Here is a 20,763-nt window from a genome sequence, read left to right as displayed (position 1 = left end):
GCCGACAACGGCAGGCGCCCGACAATACGCCTACAACGCTGCAGGCGCCGCCAACATTGGCGATGGCATTCGTGCGTACGCCACTGCCGCGGCGACCTGCTCGTCCGTTGGCCTTACCCCGGTGTACAGCACGAACTGTTCCAGCGCTTGCAGCGCAATCACGTCCAGACCAGTGATCACCGGCTTGCCCAGCGCCTGTGCCTGCACGATCAACGGTGTCTGCTCCGGCATCGCCACCACATCGAACACCCACTGTGCAGCCGCTATCGCCTCGGGCGCGAACGCCAACTGATCCGCCTCATCGCCACCGGCCATGCCAATCGGTGTCACATTGATCAGCAACTGTACACGCAGGTTACCAAGCTCGGTTTGCCAGCCATACCCGCACACCTGCGCCAGTCGCCGCCCCGCTGCTTCGTTGCGCGCGACCAGGGTGCCATTGGCGAAGCCGGCATCACGCAATGCGCAGGCCACGGCCTTGGCCATGCCCCCACTGCCACGCAAGGCAAAGCTCATGTCCGGATCCAGACGATGGCGCGCCAGCAGTTGGCGTACTGCCAGATAGTCGGTGTTGTAGCCTTTCAAGTGCCCAGCCGTATTGACCAGGGTGTTGACTGAGTCAATGGCCGCAGCCGATGGGTCCAGCTCGTCGATCAAGGCAATACAGGCCTCCTTGTAGGGCATCGACACACCGCAACCGCGAATGCCCAGGGCACGGATCCCGCCGATGGCTGCGGGCAGATCGGTGGTGGTCATGGCCTTGTAGTAATAATCCAGCCCCAACTGCTGATACAGGTGGTTGTGAAAACGTACGCCAAAGGTGCCAGGACGGCCTGCCAGAGACATGCACAAGACGGTGTCTTTACTGGGGGTCATGCGGATCTCCTGAAATGCGCTGAAGGCACAGTATGCCAAGCGTGAACAGGCAACGTGCCTCATGTCGCCAAACCCTTCAGATCGACTGCCTCCGTACTACGCTCTACCTACGCACGCTGACTCAGCTCATCAGCAGGTTGGTCGGAAGTCGGGAAGCTGGAGACGCGGCTGATAGGTACACGCATGGGACAAGGTTAAATTTGTTTCATTTTTGGCCTAATGATTCCGGGGCAATCGACAGCCCCTGAGCCATACTCCTAAAATGTAACGGTTTTTTACCGAAAACCTTTGCACAGCCAACGACATACCAACATTTAGTGAGCGCCAACGTGAAAACCTCTCTTTCGATTTTAAGTCTGCTGCTATTGCTCACAGGTACCGCCGCAGTCTCGTCGAATGCTGTTGCCCAACCACCCGCGCAAGTTCAACGTGACCCTTCCAAGCTGCGCCTGGCATCCGGCAGTGCTCTGTTGATCGACGTGCAGACCAACCAGGTGCTGTACGCCAACAAGGCCGACGTCGTGCGACCGATCGCATCGGTCACCAAGTTGATGACCGCGATGGTAGTCCTCGACGCCAAGCAGCGCATGGACGAGGTGATCCCCGTCACGATTGCGCAGACCAAGGAAATGAAGGGCGTCTTTTCCAGGGTCAAACTCGGCAGTGAGCTGAACCGTCGAGAGATGCTGCTCATTACCCTGATGTCCTCGGAAAACCGCGCGGCGGCAACCTTGGCGCACCACTACCCCGGCGGCTACGATGCGTTCATCAAGGCCATGAACAGCAAGGCCCGCGCACTGGGCATGACCCACACGCGGTATGTCGAACCGACCGGTTTGTCGATGTACAACGTATCGACCGCCCGCGACCTGAGCAAGCTGCTGCTGGCCGCGCGCAACTACCCGATGCTGAGCGAGTTGAGCACCACACGCGAGAAGACCGTGGCGTTCCGCAAACCCAAATACACCTTGGGCTTTCGTAACACCGACCACTTGGTCAACAAGAGTGATTGGGACATCAAGCTGACCAAGACCGGCTTCACCAATGAGGCGGGACATTGCCTGGTGCTGCTGACGCGCATGGCTGACCGGCAAGTGGCCATGGTCATTCTCGACGCCTTTGGCAAATACACCCACTTTGCCGACGCCAGCCGCCTGCGCCAGTGGATGGAAACCGGCAAGGCAAGCGCAGCGCCAGCCGTGGCGATGCGCTACAAGTCAGAGCGGACCCAGAACCGGCCAGTCGCCGACTGAAGGGTTACAGGGCCTGCCTGGTGTTGTACATGGCAGGCCCCAAGGCCAGTATCAGGCGCTGGTACTGACCAGCGAACCCGAACTGCTGCCTCCGCTGGTGGTCAGGGCTTCGAGCAAGGCACTGGTCGCGACCTGAATAGCGGCCATGGTGCTTGAAACGGCGCTTTGGGCGGCCATCACCGCAGCCGCCTTGGCTGTCTCCTCCTGCTTACTGGCCATCGCTTTCTGCAATTGCTTCTGCTGTTCGGCCAACTGCTTTTGTAGCCGCTCTATCTGCTCACGCAACTGCTTGATGTGTGCTGGCTCACTGTCGCTTGTGCTGGCACCACTGGCCTTGGCCTCGCCATTCTCCCGCACCTGGGAAAGGTCGGCCTTGACGCCGCTTGTAGCTGTCGCCTCGGCAGGCGCCGCGCCATTGATACTGACGCCATTGACATTGGTTGCACTTGGGCTGCCGTTGATGCTGATGCCGGCCGCCAGCGTATTGATTCCGACCATGTGCTTATCGTCCTGATGGTATTTACGTTAGTCAGCCTATCGACCGCACGGGTCAAACCTTTAGCCCGCCTGGCTTTGCCCGTACCGACACTGGCGGTGGTCCCCCTAACCACGCTGCATGCAACGCTGGTAACGCGCTTCGACCCGGTTGGCAAACCAGGCGGTGGTCAGCGTGCGGGTAATCTTCGGGCTTTCCAGCACAATCCCCGGGAGCAGCGCACGGGGTAGTGGCTTGCCCTCGTGCTGCTCGGCAAGGGCATACACGCGTCGATACAGGCGAGTGCTTTCAAATGCCAGGCTGTCGCCTTCCTCCAACTGACTGCGGATCGCTGGGTTGCGCATGTCCAGCGCATCACCCAACTGCCTCACGGCCCGCTCTGTCGCTCCCGGCAGAATCGCACCCGGGGCGATCAGGTCGCCATCGAGCGCCAGACTGACACCTGATGCCCGGCTGACGGCATGCTGAAACGCCGCATTACGGCTGGCGTACCAACCGGCATTGAAATCAGCGAAACGGTACAGTTGCCGATCATAGTTCGCCGGATAAGCGAGCAAATGAGCAATCCCGAAATACAGCCCACCACGGCGACTGAACACTTCCTGTCGGATCGTGCCGGTGTACGTGTAGGGGTAACCCTTGGCATGGCGTTCGGCAAAGGCGATGCTCACCTGCATCGGCCCGCCGGTGCGCACCGGATTGAGACCGCCAAGCAGTGTGCGCCCCATGGGCACGGTGCTGATCAGGTCATCGAAGATTGCACTCAACTGCCGCTCGCTGCGCACCGTTTCCAGGCGCTCGCTGTAGCTCTTGCCACTCGGTGAACGGGTATTGAGCGCCGCATTGACCAGAAACTGCGGGACATGCAGCCTGGCGGCACGACGGTCGATTTCTTCACGGGCGATGCGCCCCAGACCTGGCACGCTGGGGTCGGCCTGGAAGGTGGACTCCTGTTCAGTGACCGCCAGCGCAGCACACAGGTTGTCGCGGGTTGCGGCAATGCCCTGGTGGGTAAAGGCAACTTGAATATCCTTCGCCCAACCCTGGCGATCGGCGAGGTTGGCCGGCAACAGGCGAGCGATCTGAGCCCGCAACTCGGCAGGGCTGGCAGGCTGGGTGGTGCGCGGTGAGGCGCAACCGGCCAGCACGAGCAACACAGCAAGGCACAACAGCAATCGAAGTGAAGTCATGGACCACCCGCAAGGATACCGCCGTGGTTTCAGCAGCCGGGCGTGCTCAGCCCACTACCAATGGTCACGGCCGTCACCTCCACACCCTGGAAATGATGCATCGCCGCCGGGTCGAACGTACGCTCGCAGTTGAAGCGGGTATCGACCACGAAGTCGTCCCCCTTGGCCTTGCTGATCGCGTCACGCCAGTTGTAGGCCGCGTTGACCGCCTGATCACCCGCCAATACCACTTCCAGCATCACTTGCGTGAAGTTGACCGCATGTGGCCCCTCCCAAAGGGCATAGACCGACGGATCATAGGCGTTACCACACAGGTCCAGGCAGTCTGCATAAAACGCCATCGGGCCACCTGTAGAGCGGTTAAGCGCACCGAACGTCAACGGTTCATTGCCCGGCGGAGCAAAAGTACCGATAAAGCTGCTCAAGTCAGCCTTGCAGGTAGGCGACAACGCCAGGCGCAATGCACTGACCTTCCCGCCCGCTGCCGTTGCGGTAACCTCGCACCCTTGCACGCGGTAGCTGTGGGTATCGCCATCCGAAGCCTGGGCAACACCTGCAACCGATTCAAAATAGCCCAGGCTGCTGCCCAGCATCTCGCCATTGAAGACCTGAGCCACCGTTGCCTGGGCCTGTGCCTGGGCCAACAGCGCAACGCTGCTCAACGCCAGGGTCGAGCAAAAGGAAACGAGGGCACGCGTGTTCATCGGAACATCCTGTAGAAATCGAGGGTGGAAAAACGCGCACTCTAATTCAGATCAATAGGCCACAGCCATACCTCACAGGCACGTCAGGAGAGAATGATGTAATCGCTGAACTGCGCAATGGGTGCATGTTCGCCCGCGACCAATTGCACGTAGCGTCCACCCACCTGATCAATCGCGATACAGTCATCGACATCCAGCACGGCATCGGTATGCGGCTTGAGCCAGTCTCGGGCCATCTGCAATTTGCCTTTGAGCCTGGCCTCCGCCGGACTGCACGCGACCACCAGCAGGTAGCGATGAGCCTCGCCAAAACTGCCCGGCTCATAACCCCCAAGGTTGATGAAGTACAAGCGTGGATCACCCGCAGCTGGCTGCAGGTCGGACCAGTGCAACACATACCCCTCAGCCCCATCAACCTCAAGCCAGGAGTCGATATGCAAGCCCTTGGGGCTGCCGAACCACTGCTCGCGCAATTGCGGATAAGCCGCCTCCAGGCTTGGGGCAACAGCGAAAACCACATCGTGGACTTCGATCTTGGCGCCGGGGTGCTTGCCCCCCAGCATGACAACAAACAACATGGCGTTCCCTACTCGAGAATGGCAGGTGCTATAGACGACACCTGCAACGCAAGGGCCTCGGTTTCAGGGCTGCTCGCCCACCAGGTAGGTTTTACTGATGTGCCGGAACTGCTCGTGGCCGGCGCTGCCCAGCAACTCGAACAGCACCATTTCACGGGTGACGATCTGCGCCCCGGCATCACGCATACGCTGCACACCGGCAGCCTGGCTTAGTGGGCTACGGCAGTCGCAGGCATCCTCGACGACAAACACCTGCTTACCCGCCTCGCACAGGTGCAGGACGGTTTGCAGTACGCAGATATGGGTCTCCATACCGCAGACAATGACCTGATCACGGGCGAGCAGGCTGGCCGGCAGGCAGTTGGCGGCCACGCAGGAAAAATGCAGTTTCTCGACCACCTCGGCATTGCGTGCCGCCTCTTTGAGTGCCGCCAGCGTCGAGCCCAGGCCTTTGGGGTACTGCTCGGAGAACACCACCGGCAAGCCAAGTTCACCGGTGGCAGCCAGCAACCAGCGGGTACGGGCCACGGTGCCCGCCGGGTCAGTCACCGCGCCGATGAGTTTTTCCTGAACATCAATGACCAGCAGCGTGGCCTGGGTGGCGTCGATCAACATCGTGTGAACCCTCTGTCCAATATGGCCGCAAGCCTCGCGCAGGTGCGTTGCGTCGTCAATGCCTGCCCGCAAGCAGCGCAAACCGCTCAGCCCTGCACTGCCTTCGCCCGGGCAATCGCCGCTGCGATCGCCGCTCGCGCCTGCGGGCTGTTCTTCCAGCAACTGGAACCCACCAATGCCGCCGCCTGGGTAACGATATCCAGCGCGTTGGCCTCGCTCAGCTGAGCCAGCGAGTTAAAACCCAACTGCTCCAACCGGTCGACCACGGTGGGGCCAACGCCCTTTACATCCAGCAGCGCAGCGCGCTCATCGTGTGGAAACGCCATATTCACCTCCCTGTGAGTGCGCAGCCGATGGCTGCGCGGTAAAGCACAAGTCTAAGCGTCTCTGCGGGGCCTGCACCAGTGGCTGAACAGCCAGTAGCAGCATCGTTTCAGAGGGGCGACAGTCGCACAGCCCCGGGCCGGGCCAGAGCCGCTGCGCGCCGCCCCTGAGCATAGGTAGTCAAGGCCGTCAGCAACGCCGGAATCGCCAGTACGCTGAACACCTGCGCGAACGACCAGCCCAGGCTAAGCATCTGCGCCCCGGCAAAGGCACTGAGGATGGCACCAAAGCGACCCACACCACTCATCCAGCTGGCGCCGGTTGCGCGCGCTTCAGTCGGGTAGATCGACGCGGCCAGGGCGTTCTGGCCAACACTGCCGCCGTTGAAGCAGAACCCCGCCATCCACGCTGCGGCGCACATCAACGCAAAGTGCTGCATGGTCTGACCGATGGCGAAAATCACCAGGCCGCCGGCCAGATAGTTGAAGATCAACACCCCGTATTTGCTCCAGCGGTCCATCGCCCAACCCAGCACAAGGGAACCCACGGGGCCGCCGATCTGGAACATCGCCGTAACGATGGCTGCGTCGGCCACGCTGTAACCGCCACCCTCCTTGACCAGCGTCGGCAACCAACTGCTGAACAGGTAGACCAGAAACAGACCGAGAAAGTAACCGCTCCATAACATCAGGGTACTGAAGCGGTACTGTGCCGACAGTACGATCTGTGGAGCACTGGCATTCACGATCGCAGCCTTCGGCAGGCAGAAGGTTGAGCTGGCGCTGGCTACGCCAGGCGCCAGTTTGTCGACAATGCGACGAATGTGCGCCTGTGGTGCCTGCTTGATCACCAGGAACGTCACCGATTCTGGCAGCTTGAAGAACAGCAGCGGTGCCACCAGCAACGGCGCGACACCGCCGAGTACAAGCATGCTTTGCCAGCCGAAGTTGGGAATCATCCAGGCAGAGACAAAGCCGCCTGCGGCAGCGCCAAAGGAGAAGCCGCAGAACGCCAGGGTAATCATGAACGAGCGCTTGCGATCCGGGGCAAACTCGGAAACCAGCGTACAGGCATTGGGCATCGCTGCACCCAACCCGAGCCCCGTCAGAAAGCGCAGGATCACCATGCTGGTCAGGTCAGGGGAAAAGGCCGTGGCCAGTGTCCATAGACCGAAGAAGAACACGCTCACCACCAGCACAATCTTGCGCCCATAGCGATCAGCCAAAGGCCCGGCCACCAGCGCCCCCAATGCCAGACCAATCAGCGCGGCACTCAGTACCGGGCCCAGGTCCTGATGACTGAGGCCCCAGTCCATTTTCAATTGTGGGGCGATAAACCCCATGATCGCCACATCAAAGCCATCCAGGGCGATGATCAGGAAGCCAAGAAAAACCACCCACTTTTGATAAGCCCCGACGGGCCGGTTGTTGATCAATTCACGCACGTCTATTGCTTGAACTTTATCCACCACGTTCACCTCTATTTTTGTAGGGGTGCTCGACAGCCATGCTGCGGCACCCGCTTTTTTATTGTTGAAGCGATTCGCACGGCATTGTTGGCCTGGTTACAACAGGTTGAGGCTCTGGAAATGCACGGGCTTGATGATGCGTGTCTCCTGAGCCACGATCAGGTGCGCCGATGCCTGTAGATAAGCCGCGAACGTCTCGTCACGGTCACGCGCCGCACTACGTTTCTCGAAGTCATCCAGGCTGTCATAACCCCATAGATGCACCACTTGATTAAGCGGCCCGATGCAACTGCTGTAGAACGCCAGAGGTGCCCCCAGGTGTTTGAGCAGAACAGGCATGGCCAGACGTTCGAATACCTCGATGAACTCGGCCATACCGCGAGGCTTGATGGTGTAGATGCGGTGATCGACGATGGCTTTGTGGTTCATCATGCAACCTCCTGTTGTGAGGGTTTGTCCGCCTGCGGCCTGAAGCTCTGCGCCAGGTGCTGAGCGGTGATGTAGCCAAAGGTCATGATCGGCCCCAAGGTAATGCCTGCGCCCGGGTAGTTGCCGCCCATGATGCTCGCGCGGTCATTGCCGACGGCATACAGCCCGGGAATGGCTGCGCCTGTCTCGTTGAGCACTTCACCCACAACGCTGGTCTTGATCCCGTCAAACGTACCCAGGTCACCCATGATGACCTTCACCGCGTAGTACGGACCTTTACCGATCGGCGCCACGCACGGATTCGGCTGATGCTGTGGGTCCGCCAGGTAGCGGTTGAAGCAGGTGCTGCCGCGGCCGAACTCGCGGTCTTCGCCCTGTTCCGCGCCGAGGTTGTACTGCCTCACCGTCTGCTCCAGCCCAGCAGCTTCGATACCCGCCTGGCGGGCCAATTCAGCCAGGCTGTCCCCCTTGAGCAGGTAGCCATTGCGCAGTAGAGAGCCAAGTGGCATCGGCGCAGGTTTGGCATAACCGAGGCCATACTTGGCCATGGCGTGAGCATCACAGACCAACCACATGGCCGTTTCACGCTCATCCGCACAGGCGCGTATGAGCGCCGCGCCGACGTCATGGTAGGAATTGGACTCGTTGGTAAAGCGCTGACCGTTGCGCAGCACACCGATGACCCCAGGCTTGTAGCGATCGAGCAGGTGCGGGAACGCGGTGAACCTGCCATCGCCCATAGGTACCTTGGACACGGGCATCCAGGCGGCGGCATCCTTGAAGCGAATCTCAAGCTGGCCACCGACCGCTTCGGCCATGCGCGCACCATCGCCAGTGTTGCCACTTGGCACTGGCGAAAAGTGCTCGCTGCCACGTTTGACGTGAGGGTAGGCCTGCTTGAGGCGCTGCAGGTCATGTGAAAAGCCACCGCCGGCCAGCACTACTCCACACCGCGCATCAATACGCCACTCACCGTGCACGCTGTTAAGCAGCGCGCCACTCACCCGCCCCCGCTCCTGCAACAGTTGGCGCGCAGCAGTCTGTGTATGGATGGGTATACCCAAGTCCAGCGCGGACTTGGCCAGACGCGCCGCCAGGGCGTTGCCGCTGGTGACGTTGATGCCGCGACGGTACAACAGCAGCTCTTTGATGTGCGTTGCCAGACGCCTGGCCACATAGATGAACGAGGTCAGCGACTTGGTGGCATTGAAAAAATGCTTCAGGTCGGCGTTCGAGGAATTGAACATCATGCCAATGAACGTGATGGTCTTCAGCGGCGGACGCAATCTGGCCATGTCGGCCCCAAGCTGACGGATATCAAAAGGCGCGGCCAGGATCGAACGACCGATATCGACCCCTCCAGCCACGTCAGGGTGATAGTCTGGGTACAGCGTCGGCACGAATTTGACGGCCGTCTCACGCTCGAAAAACGACACCATGGCCGTTGCATTGTCGAGGAAGGCGTCAACCGCCTCGGCGTCAAAATAATCGCCGGTTTCATTGCGCAGGTAAGTCCGCGCAGCTTCGCGGCTATCCTGGATACCACTGGCACTGGCCTGCGGGTTACAGGGTACCCACAACACACCACCGGAAAACGCCGTGGTGCCGCCGAAGAAGGCCTCCTTCTCCACTACGATCACATCCAGGCCCTGTTTCTTGGCGACAATCGCAGTGGCCAGGCCACCCGCACCCGCGCCGATCACCAGCACATCGCAGGTCTGTGTCGCCGTCGAACTCATTCGTGTCATTGTCGTTATCTCCGTGTTCATGTCCCGCAGGCAAGCGCCCGCCGCGCACTGAGGTGCGCAACGTTGCAGGCTCGACTGGGCTAGCGGCGGGTGGCCGGGGATTCGTAACCGGGACGCGGAATCAACGCCATCAACATGCTTTCAAGGCCGCCGTCGACGGTCAGCTCGGTAGCATTGACATAGTTGGCCCGTGGGCTGGCGAGAAACAGCGCGGCATTGGCAATATCGCTGGGCTGGCCAATACGCTGATTGGCCGTCATCGCCTTACGCTGCTGCTCGACCTTGGGATCGGCGTAGAACGCTGCAGACAGCGGCGTGTGAATCAGCCCAGGGCAGATCGCATTACTGCGAATACCCTGCGGCCCCCACTCGGCGGCAAGCTGCCGTGAAAGCATACTCACCCCGGCCTTCGCTGCACTGTAGGCTCCACTGTGGGTCTGCGGAAAATGAGCGGCGATCGAGGAGATATGAACGAGGCTGCCCGCCTGATTGGCCAGCATCAGCCGCCCGAACGCCTGGGAGCACAACAGGTAACCGGTGAGGTTGACCTCCAGCAACCGATTCCAGCTCGCCAGGCTGATGTCTGCAAGGCTGCCGGGTTGCAGCACACTGGCATTGTTGATCAGCACGTCACAACTCCCAAAGCGCTCGCTGACCCAGTCGGCGGCACGCTGCACACTCTGCGAGTCGGCGATATCGCAGTTCAGAGCCTCCACCTCAGTGGCAGACGTTTCGGACAACGAGGCCGCCAGAGCCTGGCAGCCGTCGGCATCGCGATCGAGCAACACCACCTGGGCCTGTTGCTCCACCAACGCACTGGCGATGGCCGCACCTATGCCGCCGGCAGCGCCGGTGATCACACAGACGGCGGACTTCAGGCCCAACCAGTTGCTCGCTTGATTATTGTTATTCATGACGCTCTCCAGCATGTCTCGAAGGCGCGGCGGCGCAGCAAGCCGCCATCGTTACGCGGCACCGGGCCGCGACTGACGCGAAAGGGAAGCCAGGCAGCTCCTTCACGTGAGCCAGAGCATAGGGGCATCAGGTGCTTGGTCAGAATGGACAAAACCCACAACCAACCAGACTTTTTCGACAATTGCGCACCCGCACCCGGCCTGATGCTGCACCTGGCAGACAGAGTTGCCTGATGCCCTGAAGGTTGGTTAGGGTAAAAGTACCGAGGACCTGACGGTCGAGAGTACTCATAACAACAATGAACAAGATCCCCAACTACGCCCTCTACGGTGAATCACCTCAGCCGGCATGGCATGAATCCTTGCATGTGGAGTCGATTTCCAAGCGCTCCGGCGCCCACGACTGGGAAATCTCAGCGCATCGCCACGAGGGTCTGCTGCAGATCCTCTACCTGCAGAGCGGCGCCGGTGAAGTCCTGCTGGACAATGTCAAAGTCAGCGTCCAGGCCCCCTGCATACTGTTCATCCCCACGCAGATCGTGCATGGTTTCTCTTGGGCCGGGGCGGTCGAGGGGCATGTTATAACGGCCGTGCAACACCCGTTGGAGAGCATCACCCGCATGCTATGCCCGACGCTGTTACCGCAACTGCTCAAACCACAGGTGATAGCCATCCCGCACTGGTCACCAGCGCAAGACCCACTCCTCCCGCTGTGCCTGGCCTTGTACGAGGAGTACCATAATCGCGCCCGCGAGCATGTCGCCTGCAGCATGTCGCTGCTGCTGGCCCTGGTGATCCAGTTCATGCGTTTCAGCGCGGTAGGCGATCCTTCACCCGCAACCGCTAACACCCGTCGCAGCCAGCAAGTGACCAGCTTTCGTGAGCTGGTAGACGTGCACTTTCGCCAGCATCGCTCGCTCAACGATTACGCCGATGAACTCGGCGTCACCGCGGCTACCCTCGGTCGACTGTGCCAGGAGCAACTGGGGATGACACCAATGACCGTAATCAATGCTCGGTTGGTGCTCGAAGCCAAACGCGAGCTGGCCCATTCCAGTCAGAGCGTGAAGCAGATCGCACACGGCCTGGGCTTCACCGATGTCGGCTACTTCAGCAGGTTCTTCCGCAAACACGTCCAGTCCAGCCCCAGAGAGTTCCGCAGCCAGGCGCAAACACCGACAGGGCCTTGATGCCACCTGCCACGCTCACAGCGCCTATCGTTCTGAATCAACGGTCCTCTCAGTGTAGTGTGGATGCGCCTGGCGCAGCACCGTACAGGGTGCCAGTATGAAGGGGTGCTTTCCGCGCTACACGGGGACGCGCCATGGCCACCACCGATCGCTTGCCGACACAGACCGCCAGCCGCCTGGCAGCCTTGCACCGAGACGGCCTCGTCCTGCTGCCCGGCGTGCTGAACGCTGCGCAAATCGCCACCCTGCGTGCTGCAATCGATAATCTCAAGCCCCAACACTGGGATTACAGCGGCCTGCTTGAACATTACAAATGCGTGTTCAACCGCGACCCACTGTGGTTGCCGTTTCTCGACCTGAGCGGGGTTATCGAACTGGCCGAAGCAGCCTTGGGCGAGGACTGTCACATCATTGGCCAGACCGCCTGGCGCTGCCACCCTGGCTTCATCGGCGCTGCACTGCACCTGGACTACCTGGCCATGGCCCTGCCGCAAAGCCTGCTGGCCGACCCTGCATTCGAGTTGCCAATGCAGATCTGTACCGCACATCTGTACCTGGACACGATCGATGCCGACCTCAGCCCCACGCGTGTAATACCGGGAAGCCACCGCGCCGGGCGACCACCGGCGGCAGGTGAAAATGAGTGGCAAGGCCAACCGGCACAGCCGGTGCTGTGCGAGGCCGGGGACGTGCTGATGTTTCGCAGCGAGCTGTGGCACGCGGGCAGCGACAACCGCACGCTCGACCGCACCCGCTACCTGCTGCAGGTGCATTATGGCCGACGCATGGTGGCCCAGAAGTTTTCACCCTACCTGTACTGGCGCTTCAACCCTGCAGTCGTGGACGCGGCCACACCACGGCAACGGCGCCTGCTGGGCGAACATGAAGAAGCCGAGTACGACTGAGCCGCTGGCGTTTACCTGCGCAACCCGCGCACCGGTCAATAGCACTCGATACGATTGCGGCCGTTTTTCTTCGCCCGGTACAACGCCTCATCGCTCCGTGACAGCGCGGCATCGGCACTGGTGTCACTGGCCATGATGGCCGAAACCCCCACGCTGACGGTCAGAGGGATGCGCTGGTCGCCAACCCGCAATGGGACCTCGGTAATACGCTGCTGCAATTGCTGAGCAAAAGCGCTTGCCTGTGCGATGTCCTTGCCACTCAGCACAACGGCGAATTCCTCACCCCCCACGCGGCCCACCAGGTCCCATTCGCTGAGCTGATCCCGCACGATGGCTGCAAAATGCCTGAGCGCCTGATCGCCGACAGCATGCCCCCATTGATCGTTGATCAATTTGAAATGATCAAGGTCACACATCAACACGGCCGAGCGACGGTCAAGGGCACGCTGCACCTTCATCAACTCAGCCTCGATCTGCATCATGAAATGCCGGCGGTTGGGCAGTTGGATCAGAAAGTCCACGGTGGCGAACTCATGAAGTTCTGCCTCGATCCGCTTACGCTCGGTAATATCGGTGATGAATCCATGCCAGAGGGTGCTGCCATCCGCTAGCCGAACAGGCCGGGCATCACCTTGGCGCCAGCGCAAGCCTTGCCGGGGCAACCAGACGCGGTACTCGAAATGCCACGGTGTCAGGCTTGCTGCCGACACATCAAACGACATCCGGTAACCCGGAAGGTCATCGGGATGAATGAGCCGATTGACGGGCGCATCGTTGGTGGCGACCTGCTCCGGCGTCAGCTCATACATGTCCTGAATACCGGCACTGGCATAAGAGAACGACGAGTCGCCTGCGGGCGTGCGTTGGTACTGGAAGACCAGCCCGGGCACTTCATTGGTCAGGTTGGTGAGCAGGTCGACCGTCTGCTGCAACCGCTCCGACATGCCACGGATGGCTGAAATGTCAGTGGTGGTTCCGATCATTCGTAGCGGTGTACCGTCCGCGTCGCGGCTGACCACCCGGCCCCGACTGGAAATCCATTTGTAGCGGCCATCCTTGCAGCGAATACGGTGTTCGACTTCGTAGTTTGCTGTCTGTTGGTCAAAGTGCGCGCGAATGGCAGCCCTTACGTAATCGACGTCATCCGGGTGGATACGCGTGTAACTGTCTTCAATACGATTGGAAATCTCGGCATCGGTATAGCCCAGAATGGCCTTCCAGCCCGCGGAGTAATAGATTTCACCGGCCTGAATGTCACGATCCCAAATACCGGTTCCGCTACCGGCGATCGCCAGCGTCATGCGGCGCTCGCCTTCACGCAGGGTGTTGACCTCTTCCTCCAGGCGGGCCTGTGTGCCATCACGTTCGATGATCTCGGCAGCCAAACGGGCCAGGTCGCGCAGAAATGCCTGGTCCTCTTCAGTCATGTCCCGAGGGGCATCATCAAGCAGGCAAAAAAAACCAACCGACTCTGCCGCAGGGGTGATGACCCGGCAGCCGGCCAGAAAACGCACCGGCCGGTTGCAGGTGTCGTGCAATGGCCTGCGAAAACGCCCGTCTGCAACGGTATCGGGGATGACCAACACCTCATCATGCGCGGAAAAGTATCGACCCAAGGAAAACACATCAGGCAGCCCTGACAGCGCCCTGCCCTCATGCGTATCCGCCCACAACTCGCTTACCGCTTCAGGCAGGAACAAGGCATCGACAACCCCAAAATGGCCGCGGGCAATACGTAGAAGACTGTCAAAACGCTTGTCCGGCAACGTACCTGGCGCATTTGCGGGTCTGCACAGGCCAAGCGCTTGGGATTTCAGATGACTCAGCATGTTCAGCTCTGTCGATACTGCCGAAACGGCGAGCACAATTTATACCGCATATCCAAAGGAATGGCTTTTTGCTTGCACGTCTTGCCGAGCCAATTCAGTGACCCACGGGCACCTCAAGCATCACGCAGAAGGTCGTGGGCATTGAGCAACTCATAGGCAATCTCGGGTCGACGCTCCAATGCCCGGCGGATAGCGGCAGGAATCGATTGACGAGTCTTACGGCACAACCCGGTTTGCGCACCGATATGAATACCGATGCCGCGCATGGTACGCACTTCATTGAAGCCCGGGGCAATATCCAGACGGATGCCCAGTTGTTCATGCATGCGCCGCTTCATTCGCTCAAGGTCAGCGAGGCTTTCAAGGTTTTCCAGGCGCTCGAGCAGGCGCTTCTCCTCCTGGCGGGTCAGGAGCAGGATGCGCTGATCGGCACCAGGGCTGTCCAGCAACTGTTCGCGGTCACAGTCGCAGGCACCGGGTGGACAGGGTTGGCGGATCGGAAAAGAGGCTGTCATGGCGTTCAATCATAGCCATGCGCAGCTTCCTTTGCCTATGACACCTGATCGGACGCCACCCTGTTCACGCGAACTACACTGACTGCGACCTGGTTCATGACAGGGGCGCTGACATGGCGAGCAAGAACATGATCGTCATACGCCTCTCGGCGATCCAGGACCTGGGTTCGAAGGACGTCCTGTGCATCGACAAGGCCGGCACCTTGACCGAAGCGGTCAGCCACCTGGAGCGGCATGTCGACCCACTGGGCCAGCCTAGCGACCGCCCGTTGATGCTGGCGTACTTCAACAGCCACTATGAAAGCGGCCCCGATGCCCAGGCCCGCCCCATGAGCGAGGCCGACCGGCTAGCGATTCATGCCCAGTATCACGCGTTGGAACAGGAAGGCCTGCGTTGCGCAGTATCGGTATAACGCCCGGCGGGCTGGGCGTATTTGAAGGCGGCGCGGTCAGTGCCCTGCATTGGGCGGGCATTGCACTGCCGGTGGCACTCTCCGCGACGCTGCTGTTTCGCGGCCTGAGTTTCTGGGCGCCGATGCTGCCGGGCATACTGGTATCGCGTAGCGCGCTGCGCTAATCCATCACCTGCTGCATGATTTCAAATGCGTTCAGCGCGGCGCCACGTAACAACTGATCGCCACTGATAAACAGGTCCAGGCCGTATTCGCCATAGATCAGGTTGTAACGAATACGCCCCACTTCTACAGCGTGCTTGTAGGTAGACGTCATCGGCATCGGGTAACGCCCTTGCAGAGGGTCGTCCACCACCTCGACCCCGGAAGCCTCAGCCAGCATTTTCCTCACATCACTGAGCGAGCGGATCGGCTGGCGAAACTTCAGGCTCAGGCTTTCGGCATGCGAGCGCAGTGTCGGTACTCGTACTGCCGTGGTGCTAATAGCTAACTGCGGTTCGTTGAGCACCTTGCGCAGCTCCCATACCACCTTCATCTCTTCACGGGTGTAACCGTTTTCTTCAAAAACGTCGACCTGCGGTATGACGTTGAATGCCAGGTTATGGGCAAAGTTCTCGCTGCTGTTGTCTTGTCCGTAATCACTGAAGCGACGCGCCCGCTCGCGCAACTCGAGCATCGCCGGCTGGCCTGCGCCGCTGGCCGCCTGGTAGGTCGAAATGATTGCGCTCTCCAAGCCAAAAGCCTGGTGCAAAGGCCCAAGCACCATCAGGGCAATGGCCGAGGAGCAATTGGGATTGGCGATCAAACGCTCACCGGCATAACGCCCACCATTGATTGGCGGCACCAGCAAGGGGACCTCAGCGTGATAGCGAAACGCAGAAGAGTTGTCGATGACAATGGACGCCTTGGCCAGCGTCGGCCCGTGCTCAAGGGCAAACGCTCCTGAGACACAAAGAAAGACAATGTCACAAGCAGCACAGGCGGCTACAGAAAACGGCTCGATTCGGTACTGCTGCTGGCCAACCTGCAGAGGCTTGCCCACCGAGCGTGACGACGCCATGCACACCACCTCAAAAGCGGTGTTTTGCAGCAATTCAAGCATCGTCATGCCCACAGCGCCGGTACAGCCAACCACGGCAATTCTTTTCATGTCGACTCCTTGAATGAAAGGACCAGGCACCAACGAGCGACGCCTGGAAAAAGACGTCATACCGCGCGCAACTGATGACCTGATGCAACGCAATTCCGTTACTCAAAGCCCCTGGTGATCAACGCTACGGAGCATGTTCCAGGGCACGGATTGTAGGGAGGCAACGGACTCGGCTACAGTGCGGAAACCGACAACAACCGGAAACTTTTCGCCAAATGCATTCTCCACCTGGCATTGTCGCCATCCTGGCGTATGAAGGGCTGTGTACCTTCGAGTTCGGTATCGCGGTGGAGATTTTTGGGCTGTCCCGTCCGGAACTGAACATCCCATGGTATCGACACCAGGTTGTCGCGGTAGATGACGGACCCATGCATGCCATGGGTGGCATTCGCATCATTGCTGACGCAGGTCTGGAGATGCTCGACAGTGCGCGAACCATCATTGTTCCAGGCTGGCGCAGCCGTCACGACCTACCACCAGCGCCACTACTGGAAGCCTTGCGCCAGGCTCACGGACGCGGGGCACGGCTGCTGTCGATCTGCTCGGGCGTGTTCGTGCTGGCCGCCACTGGCTTGCTGGACGGCAAACGCGCAACCACCCACTGGCAGTTCGCCGATGAACTGGCGCATCGTTTTCCGAAGATTGAAGTCGATCCGAATGTGCTTTACGTAGATGCGGGGCAACTGATCACCTCAGCCGGCAGTGCCGCAGGCATCGACGCCTGCCTGCACCTGGTGGCTCGCGATCACGGCACCCATGTAGCCAACTCGGTCGTCCGACGCCTGGTGATGGCGCCGCAGCGTACAGGCGGCCAAGCCCAGTTCATTCACACACCGGTCAGCACACTGCCACGCAACGAACTGACCCGTGTGCTGCAGTGGGCACGGGAACATCTGCAAGAGCCCATCAGCATCTGTCAGATGGCAAGCCGGGTAGCCATGAGCGAGCGCACATTCCTGCGCCGCTTCAGGGAAACCACAGGCCTTGCGCCAAAAGCCTGGTTACAACAGCAACGCATCTCCCGTGCCCGGGATCTGCTGGAGAGCACGAGCCAAAACATCGCCAGCATCAGCGAGGCCTGTGGTTTTGCTTCGGTAGAAAGCTTTCGTGTGGCGTTCCGCACCGTCGTGGGTGTTTCACCCTCGACCTACCGCAAGCGCTTTGGCAACCCTCGGGCGCAGACAGAACAGCCGCACTGACAAACACAATGCTGGGCGAAGCTGAGCACGATCGGTCAGCTCAGCGCACCCTCCGGCCAGGGCGTCAGCACCTCAACGCCGTTCTCGGTCACCGCAACCATGTGCTCCCACTGCGCCGACAGCGAGCGGTCGGTGGTGATGACCGTCCAGCCATCGCCGAGGGTGCGCACATGCCGTTTACCAGCATTGAGCATCGGCTCGATGGTAAACACCATGCCAGGCTTGAGCGTCAGCCCCTGCCCCGGCGTACCGTAGTGCAGTACCTGTGGTTCGTCGTGATAGACCTTGCCGATACCGTGCCCGCAGTACTCGCGTACGACACTGTAGCCGGCCTGCTCGGCCACGCGCTGGATGGCATGGCCGACATCGCCCAGCGTAGCGCCCGGGCGCACGGCGCGAATGCCGGCGTACATTGCGTCATAGGTGGTGCTGACCAGACGTTCGGCTTCAGGCCGGGGCTTGCCGACGAAATACATGCGGCTGGTATCACCGAACCAACCGTCCTTGATGACTGCAATGTCGATGTTGACGATATCGCCATCTTCCAGCGGCTTGTCCGAGGGAATGCCGTGGCAGACCACATGGTTGACCGACGCACAGATGGTTTTCGGAAAGCCGTGGTAACCGACGTTGGCCGGTATGGCCTTCTGTACGTTGACAATGTAGTCATGGCACAGGCGGTCCAGCTCATTGGTCGACACGCCCGGTTTGACGTGCGGCGCAATCATCGCCAATACCTCGGCAGCCAGTGTTCCGGCCACACGCGCCATGGCAATCTCGGCAGGTGTCTTGAGGGTAATTTTCTTGCTCATTGTCCAGCCTCCACGGCGGTTTTGACGCGGGCGCCAGATGCAGCAGCGGCCAGTGCAGAAAGCTGGCCCAAATGCAGGCCACCCGCCTGTTCGGCACGAATCAGCAGGCGGCAGATTGCGCTGTGATCCAGTTCCGGGTGCAGCTCGGCCAACATGCCAATGCGCATCCAGTGCTCGGCTTGCGCATTGATCGAGCGGCTCAGTGCATTGCTGGCAAGACGCAGGTCTTCATGCATCTGTTCTGAAATCTTGACGATACCCACGATGAGGCTCCATATATGCAACGTATACGTTTCATACACTAACAAAGGCACGGCAATTTCTGCAATGTTCCTCACTCCACGGCCTATGCTCAAATCGACGCCCCTCCCCCTCAGCCCGGCTGCACAGCACAAACGCAACCTGCCTCCTGCCCCAGCGTCAAGGGCAGTACCCGGCACGGGCGTACCAGGACACACCTTTCACGTATTTTTTCAAAGACAGGCCCCAGCGAAATGTGGCATTAGTAATGTAACCGCCTGAACACACAGTGCTTTCAGGTTACTGGCAACAGCCCGACGAGGTATCAGCCATAACCTGAACGCACATTTGACGGAGGACCAGAGAGCCGTGTTTGCGTTATCGCCCGAGCGCTTGAAAAGTACCTGCCCTGTGCGGCGACGTTCGGTGTCAACCCTCCGAATGCCACAGGCCACCCCAGGCAGGTTGGCATCGTTTAAAGGAATTACACAATGATCCCAAGAAATGTAATCAACGCGTCGGTAAGTCCCAAAGGAAGCCTGGAAACGCTGTCCCAGCGCGAAGTTCAGCAATTGAGCGAAGCCGGCTCGGGCAGCATCTACCAACTGTTCCGCCAGTGCACACTGGCCATCCTCAACACCGGCGCCCACGTCGATAACGCCAAGACCATTCTCGACGCCTTCCAGGATTTCGAAGTTCGTATCCACCAGCAGGACCGTGGCGTGCGCCTGGAGCTGATCAACGCACCCGCCGGCGCGTTCGTCGACGGCGAAATGATTGCCAGCACCCGCGAAATGCTCTTCAGCGCCCTGCGCGACATCGTCTACACCGAAAACGAGCTGGACAGCCTGCGCATCGACTTGAGCAACTCCCAAGGCATCACCGACTACGTCTTCCACCTGCTGCGCAACGCCCGCACTCTGCGCCCTGGGCTCGAACCGAAAATGGTCGTGTGCTGGGGCGGCCACTCGATCAGCACCGAGGAATACCAGTACACCAAGAAGGTCGGCCACGAACTGGGCCTGCGTAAACTGGACATCTGCACCGGCTGCGGCCCCGGCGTGATGAAAGGCCCGATGAAAGGCGCCACCATTGCCCATGCCAAGCAGCGCATGAACAGCGGACGCTACCTGGGCCTGACCGAGCCGGGCATCATCGCTGCGGAAGCCCCCAACCCGATCGTCAACGAACTGGTGATCCTGCCGGATATCGAGAAGCGCCTTGAGGCCTTCGTCCGCGTCGGCCACGGCATCATCATTTTCCCGGGCGGCGCCGGCACGGCCGAAGAGTTCCTCTACCTGCTCGGCATCCTCATGCACCCGGACAACCAGGACCTGCCATTCCCGGTCATCCTCACCGGGCCAAAGAGCGCCGAAGCCTACCTGCACCAACTGCATGCGTTCGTCGGCGCCACCCTGGGTGAAGCGGCACAGCGTCACTACCAGATCATCATCGACGACCCGGCCCAAGTGGCGAGGCAAATGACCGAAGGCTTGAAGACCGTCAAACAGTTCCGCCGCGAACGCAACGACGCCTTCCACTTCAACTGGCTGCTGCAGATCGACGAAGGCTTCCAACGCCCGTTCGACCCAACCCACGCCAACATGGCCGACCTGAAACTGAGCCGTGACATACCGCCGCACGAACTGGCGGCCAACCTGCGCCGCGCCTTCTCCGGCATCGTCGCGGGTAACGTGAAGGACAAAGGCATTCGTCTGATCGAAGAACACGGCCCGTATGAAATCCACGGTGACGCGGCAATCATGCAGCCGCTGGACCGCCTGCTGAAGGCCTTCGTCGAGCAGCACAGGATGAAACTGCCGGGCGGAGCGGCGTATGAGCCGTGCTACCGGGTTGTGACCTGACCATCAGCGTTATCGCCGGCAATGCCGGCGATAACGCTACTCAGCACTCA

The 20,763-nt window shown here is 60.3% G+C and carries 22 protein-coding genes and 1 pseudogene; 7 read left to right on the top strand and 16 right to left on the bottom strand.

The annotated features are described in order from the left end of the window. Positions 1–30: 30 nt before the first annotated feature. A complete protein-coding gene (locus CS390_RS09045) occupies positions 31–876 on the bottom strand; it encodes a shikimate 5-dehydrogenase (protein ID WP_371918244.1) in 846 nt (281 codons plus the stop codon). Positions 877–1,205: 329 nt separating this feature from the next. On the opposite strand from CS390_RS09045, the gene pbpG reads away from it, so the two are divergent. Continuing rightward, a complete protein-coding gene (gene pbpG / locus CS390_RS09040; RefSeq protein ID WP_099774097.1) occupies positions 1,206–2,129 on the top strand; it encodes a D-alanyl-D-alanine endopeptidase in 924 nt (307 codons plus the stop codon). Between the two features lie 51 nt (positions 2,130–2,180). On the opposite strand, the gene CS390_RS09035 is transcribed toward pbpG, so the two are convergent. From CS390_RS09035 to CS390_RS08990, 10 genes are all read right to left on the bottom strand, one after another. After that, positions 2,181–2,627, bottom strand: coding sequence for a hypothetical protein (locus CS390_RS09035; RefSeq protein ID WP_099774096.1), 447 nt, complete (start codon positions 2,625–2,627; stop codon positions 2,181–2,183). Positions 2,628–2,732: 105 nt separating this feature from the next. Then, on the bottom strand, positions 2,733–3,815 hold the full coding sequence (locus CS390_RS09030; protein ID WP_099774095.1) for a DUF1615 domain-containing protein: 1,083 nt from the start codon (positions 3,813–3,815) through the stop codon (positions 2,733–2,735). Positions 3,816–3,844: 29 nt separating this feature from the next. Beyond that, entirely contained in the window at positions 3,845–4,519 is a 675-nt protein-coding gene (locus tag CS390_RS09025; protein WP_099774094.1) for a hypothetical protein, read from the bottom strand. Between the two features lie 83 nt (positions 4,520–4,602). After that, positions 4,603–5,097, bottom strand: a complete 495-nt coding sequence (locus CS390_RS09020; protein ID WP_099774093.1) for a DUF1543 domain-containing protein — start codon at positions 5,095–5,097, stop codon at positions 4,603–4,605. A 63-nt stretch (positions 5,098–5,160) separates the two neighbouring features. Then, entirely contained in the window at positions 5,161–5,712 is a 552-nt protein-coding gene (locus CS390_RS09015) for a hydrolase (protein ID WP_099774092.1), read from the bottom strand. A gap of 86 nt (positions 5,713–5,798) precedes the next feature. Then, positions 5,799–6,038: a Pathogenicity locus gene (locus CS390_RS09010; RefSeq protein WP_065759514.1), complete on the bottom strand. Its 240-nt coding sequence runs from the start codon at positions 6,036–6,038 to the stop codon at positions 5,799–5,801. A gap of 107 nt (positions 6,039–6,145) precedes the next feature. Further along, positions 6,146–7,504, bottom strand: a complete 1,359-nt coding sequence (locus CS390_RS09005; RefSeq protein WP_099776599.1) for an aromatic acid/H+ symport family MFS transporter — start codon at positions 7,502–7,504, stop codon at positions 6,146–6,148. A gap of 96 nt (positions 7,505–7,600) precedes the next feature. Further along, positions 7,601–7,933, bottom strand: a complete 333-nt coding sequence (locus tag CS390_RS09000; RefSeq protein WP_099774091.1) for an NIPSNAP family protein — start codon at positions 7,931–7,933, stop codon at positions 7,601–7,603. Continuing rightward, positions 7,933–9,681: an FAD-dependent oxidoreductase gene (locus tag CS390_RS08995; RefSeq protein ID WP_099774090.1), complete on the bottom strand. Its 1,749-nt coding sequence runs from the start codon at positions 9,679–9,681 to the stop codon at positions 7,933–7,935. The genes CS390_RS09000 and CS390_RS08995 overlap by 1 nt, the downstream gene beginning before the upstream one ends. Positions 9,682–9,761: 80 nt before the next feature. Continuing rightward, on the bottom strand, positions 9,762–10,595 hold the full coding sequence (locus tag CS390_RS08990) for an SDR family NAD(P)-dependent oxidoreductase (protein ID WP_099774089.1): 834 nt from the start codon (positions 10,593–10,595) through the stop codon (positions 9,762–9,764). 299 nt (positions 10,596–10,894) lie between these two features. Between CS390_RS08990 and CS390_RS08985 the strand changes: the two genes are divergently transcribed. Together CS390_RS08985 and CS390_RS08980 are read left to right on the top strand one after the other, a co-directional pair. Beyond that, complete coding sequence (locus CS390_RS08985; RefSeq protein WP_099774088.1) at positions 10,895–11,785, top strand: helix-turn-helix domain-containing protein; 891 nt, start codon at positions 10,895–10,897, stop codon at positions 11,783–11,785. 134 nt (positions 11,786–11,919) lie between these two features. Further along, the gene (locus CS390_RS08980; RefSeq protein ID WP_099774087.1) at positions 11,920–12,690 is read left to right on the top strand and encodes a phytanoyl-CoA dioxygenase family protein; all 771 of its coding nucleotides are present in this window, start codon (positions 11,920–11,922) and stop codon (positions 12,688–12,690) included. A gap of 35 nt (positions 12,691–12,725) precedes the next feature. On the opposite strand, the gene CS390_RS08975 is transcribed toward CS390_RS08980, so the two are convergent. Beyond that, entirely contained in the window at positions 12,726–14,519 is a 1,794-nt protein-coding gene (locus CS390_RS08975) for a diguanylate cyclase (RefSeq protein ID WP_099774086.1), read from the bottom strand. 113 nt (positions 14,520–14,632) lie between these two features. After that, positions 14,633–15,034, bottom strand: coding sequence for a hypothetical protein (locus CS390_RS08970; protein ID WP_065759522.1), 402 nt, complete (start codon positions 15,032–15,034; stop codon positions 14,633–14,635). A 113-nt stretch (positions 15,035–15,147) separates the two neighbouring features. Between CS390_RS08970 and CS390_RS08965 the strand changes: the two genes are divergently transcribed. Continuing rightward, the gene (locus tag CS390_RS08965) at positions 15,148–15,447 is read left to right on the top strand and encodes a hypothetical protein (RefSeq protein ID WP_099774085.1); all 300 of its coding nucleotides are present in this window, start codon (positions 15,148–15,150) and stop codon (positions 15,445–15,447) included. After that, positions 15,429–15,608: pseudogene (locus CS390_RS08960) on the top strand (lysylphosphatidylglycerol synthase domain-containing protein); the annotation flags it as partial. The gene CS390_RS08965 and the pseudogene CS390_RS08960, both read left to right, overlap by 19 nt. Here CS390_RS08960 and CS390_RS08955 read toward each other — a convergent pair. Continuing rightward, complete coding sequence (locus CS390_RS08955) at positions 15,608–16,597, bottom strand: aspartate-semialdehyde dehydrogenase (protein ID WP_099774083.1); 990 nt, start codon at positions 16,595–16,597, stop codon at positions 15,608–15,610. The pseudogene CS390_RS08960 and the gene CS390_RS08955 overlap by 1 nt on opposite strands. A 215-nt stretch (positions 16,598–16,812) precedes the next feature. Between CS390_RS08955 and ftrA the strand changes: the two genes are divergently transcribed. After that, positions 16,813–17,796 (top strand): transcriptional regulator FtrA, encoded by a 984-nt coding sequence (ftrA, locus tag CS390_RS08950; RefSeq protein ID WP_099774082.1) that lies wholly within the window; start codon positions 16,813–16,815, stop codon positions 17,794–17,796. A 35-nt stretch (positions 17,797–17,831) separates the two neighbouring features. Here the strand turns inward: ftrA and map are convergent, their stop codons facing one another. Together map and CS390_RS08940 are read right to left on the bottom strand one after the other, a co-directional pair. Continuing rightward, positions 17,832–18,608 (bottom strand): type I methionyl aminopeptidase, encoded by a 777-nt coding sequence (map, locus tag CS390_RS08945; protein ID WP_099774081.1) that lies wholly within the window; start codon positions 18,606–18,608, stop codon positions 17,832–17,834. Next, complete coding sequence (locus tag CS390_RS08940) at positions 18,605–18,871, bottom strand: ParD-like family protein (RefSeq protein ID WP_065759527.1); 267 nt, start codon at positions 18,869–18,871, stop codon at positions 18,605–18,607. Before CS390_RS08940 ends, map begins: the two co-directional genes overlap by 4 nt. A 468-nt stretch (positions 18,872–19,339) precedes the next feature. Between CS390_RS08940 and ppnN the strand changes: the two genes are divergently transcribed. Next, complete coding sequence (gene ppnN, locus CS390_RS08935; protein ID WP_099774080.1) at positions 19,340–20,713, top strand: nucleotide 5'-monophosphate nucleosidase PpnN; 1,374 nt, start codon at positions 19,340–19,342, stop codon at positions 20,711–20,713. Positions 20,714–20,763: the final 50 nt, after the last annotated feature.

Source organism: Pseudomonas sp. HLS-6 (assembly GCF_002753995.1).
GTDB classification, from domain to species: Bacteria; Pseudomonadota; Gammaproteobacteria; order Pseudomonadales; family Pseudomonadaceae; genus Aquipseudomonas; species Aquipseudomonas defluvii.
This window is presented reverse-complemented; position numbering and strand designations above follow the sequence as displayed.

Excerpts from the sequence above, each read along its gene's own strand:
- CS390_RS09045 (WP_371918244.1), bottom strand. The coding sequence starts at position 876 with ATGACCCCCAGTAAAGACACCGTCTTGTGCATGTCTCTGGCAGGCCGT.
- CS390_RS09035 (WP_099774096.1), bottom strand. The coding sequence starts at position 2,627 with ATGGTCGGAATCAATACGCTGGCGGCCGGCATCAGCATCAACGGCAGC.
- CS390_RS09030 (WP_099774095.1), bottom strand. The coding sequence starts at position 3,815 with ATGACTTCACTTCGATTGCTGTTGTGCCTTGCTGTGTTGCTCGTGCTG.
- CS390_RS09025 (WP_099774094.1), bottom strand. The coding sequence starts at position 4,519 with ATGAACACGCGTGCCCTCGTTTCCTTTTGCTCGACCCTGGCGTTGAGC.
- CS390_RS09020 (WP_099774093.1), bottom strand. The coding sequence starts at position 5,097 with ATGTTGTTTGTTGTCATGCTGGGGGGCAAGCACCCCGGCGCCAAGATC.
- CS390_RS09015 (WP_099774092.1), bottom strand. The coding sequence starts at position 5,712 with ATGTTGATCGACGCCACCCAGGCCACGCTGCTGGTCATTGATGTTCAG.
- CS390_RS09010 (WP_065759514.1), bottom strand. The coding sequence starts at position 6,038 with ATGGCGTTTCCACACGATGAGCGCGCTGCGCTGCTGGATGTAAAGGGC.
- CS390_RS09000 (WP_099774091.1), bottom strand. The coding sequence starts at position 7,933 with ATGAACCACAAAGCCATCGTCGATCACCGCATCTACACCATCAAGCCT.
- CS390_RS08995 (WP_099774090.1), bottom strand. The coding sequence starts at position 9,681 with ATGACACGAATGAGTTCGACGGCGACACAGACCTGCGATGTGCTGGTG.
- CS390_RS08990 (WP_099774089.1), bottom strand. The coding sequence starts at position 10,595 with ATGAATAACAATAATCAAGCGAGCAACTGGTTGGGCCTGAAGTCCGCC.
- CS390_RS08985 (WP_099774088.1), top strand. The coding sequence starts at position 10,895 with ATGAACAAGATCCCCAACTACGCCCTCTACGGTGAATCACCTCAGCCG.
- CS390_RS08980 (WP_099774087.1), top strand. The coding sequence starts at position 11,920 with ATGGCCACCACCGATCGCTTGCCGACACAGACCGCCAGCCGCCTGGCA.
- CS390_RS08975 (WP_099774086.1), bottom strand. The coding sequence starts at position 14,519 with ATGCTGAGTCATCTGAAATCCCAAGCGCTTGGCCTGTGCAGACCCGCA.
- CS390_RS08970 (WP_065759522.1), bottom strand. The coding sequence starts at position 15,034 with ATGACAGCCTCTTTTCCGATCCGCCAACCCTGTCCACCCGGTGCCTGC.
- CS390_RS08965 (WP_099774085.1), top strand. The coding sequence starts at position 15,148 with ATGGCGAGCAAGAACATGATCGTCATACGCCTCTCGGCGATCCAGGAC.
- CS390_RS08955 (WP_099774083.1), bottom strand. The coding sequence starts at position 16,597 with ATGAAAAGAATTGCCGTGGTTGGCTGTACCGGCGCTGTGGGCATGACG.
- ftrA (WP_099774082.1), top strand. The coding sequence starts at position 16,813 with ATGCATTCTCCACCTGGCATTGTCGCCATCCTGGCGTATGAAGGGCTG.
- map (WP_099774081.1), bottom strand. The coding sequence starts at position 18,608 with ATGAGCAAGAAAATTACCCTCAAGACACCTGCCGAGATTGCCATGGCG.
- ppnN (WP_099774080.1), top strand. The coding sequence starts at position 19,340 with ATGATCCCAAGAAATGTAATCAACGCGTCGGTAAGTCCCAAAGGAAGC.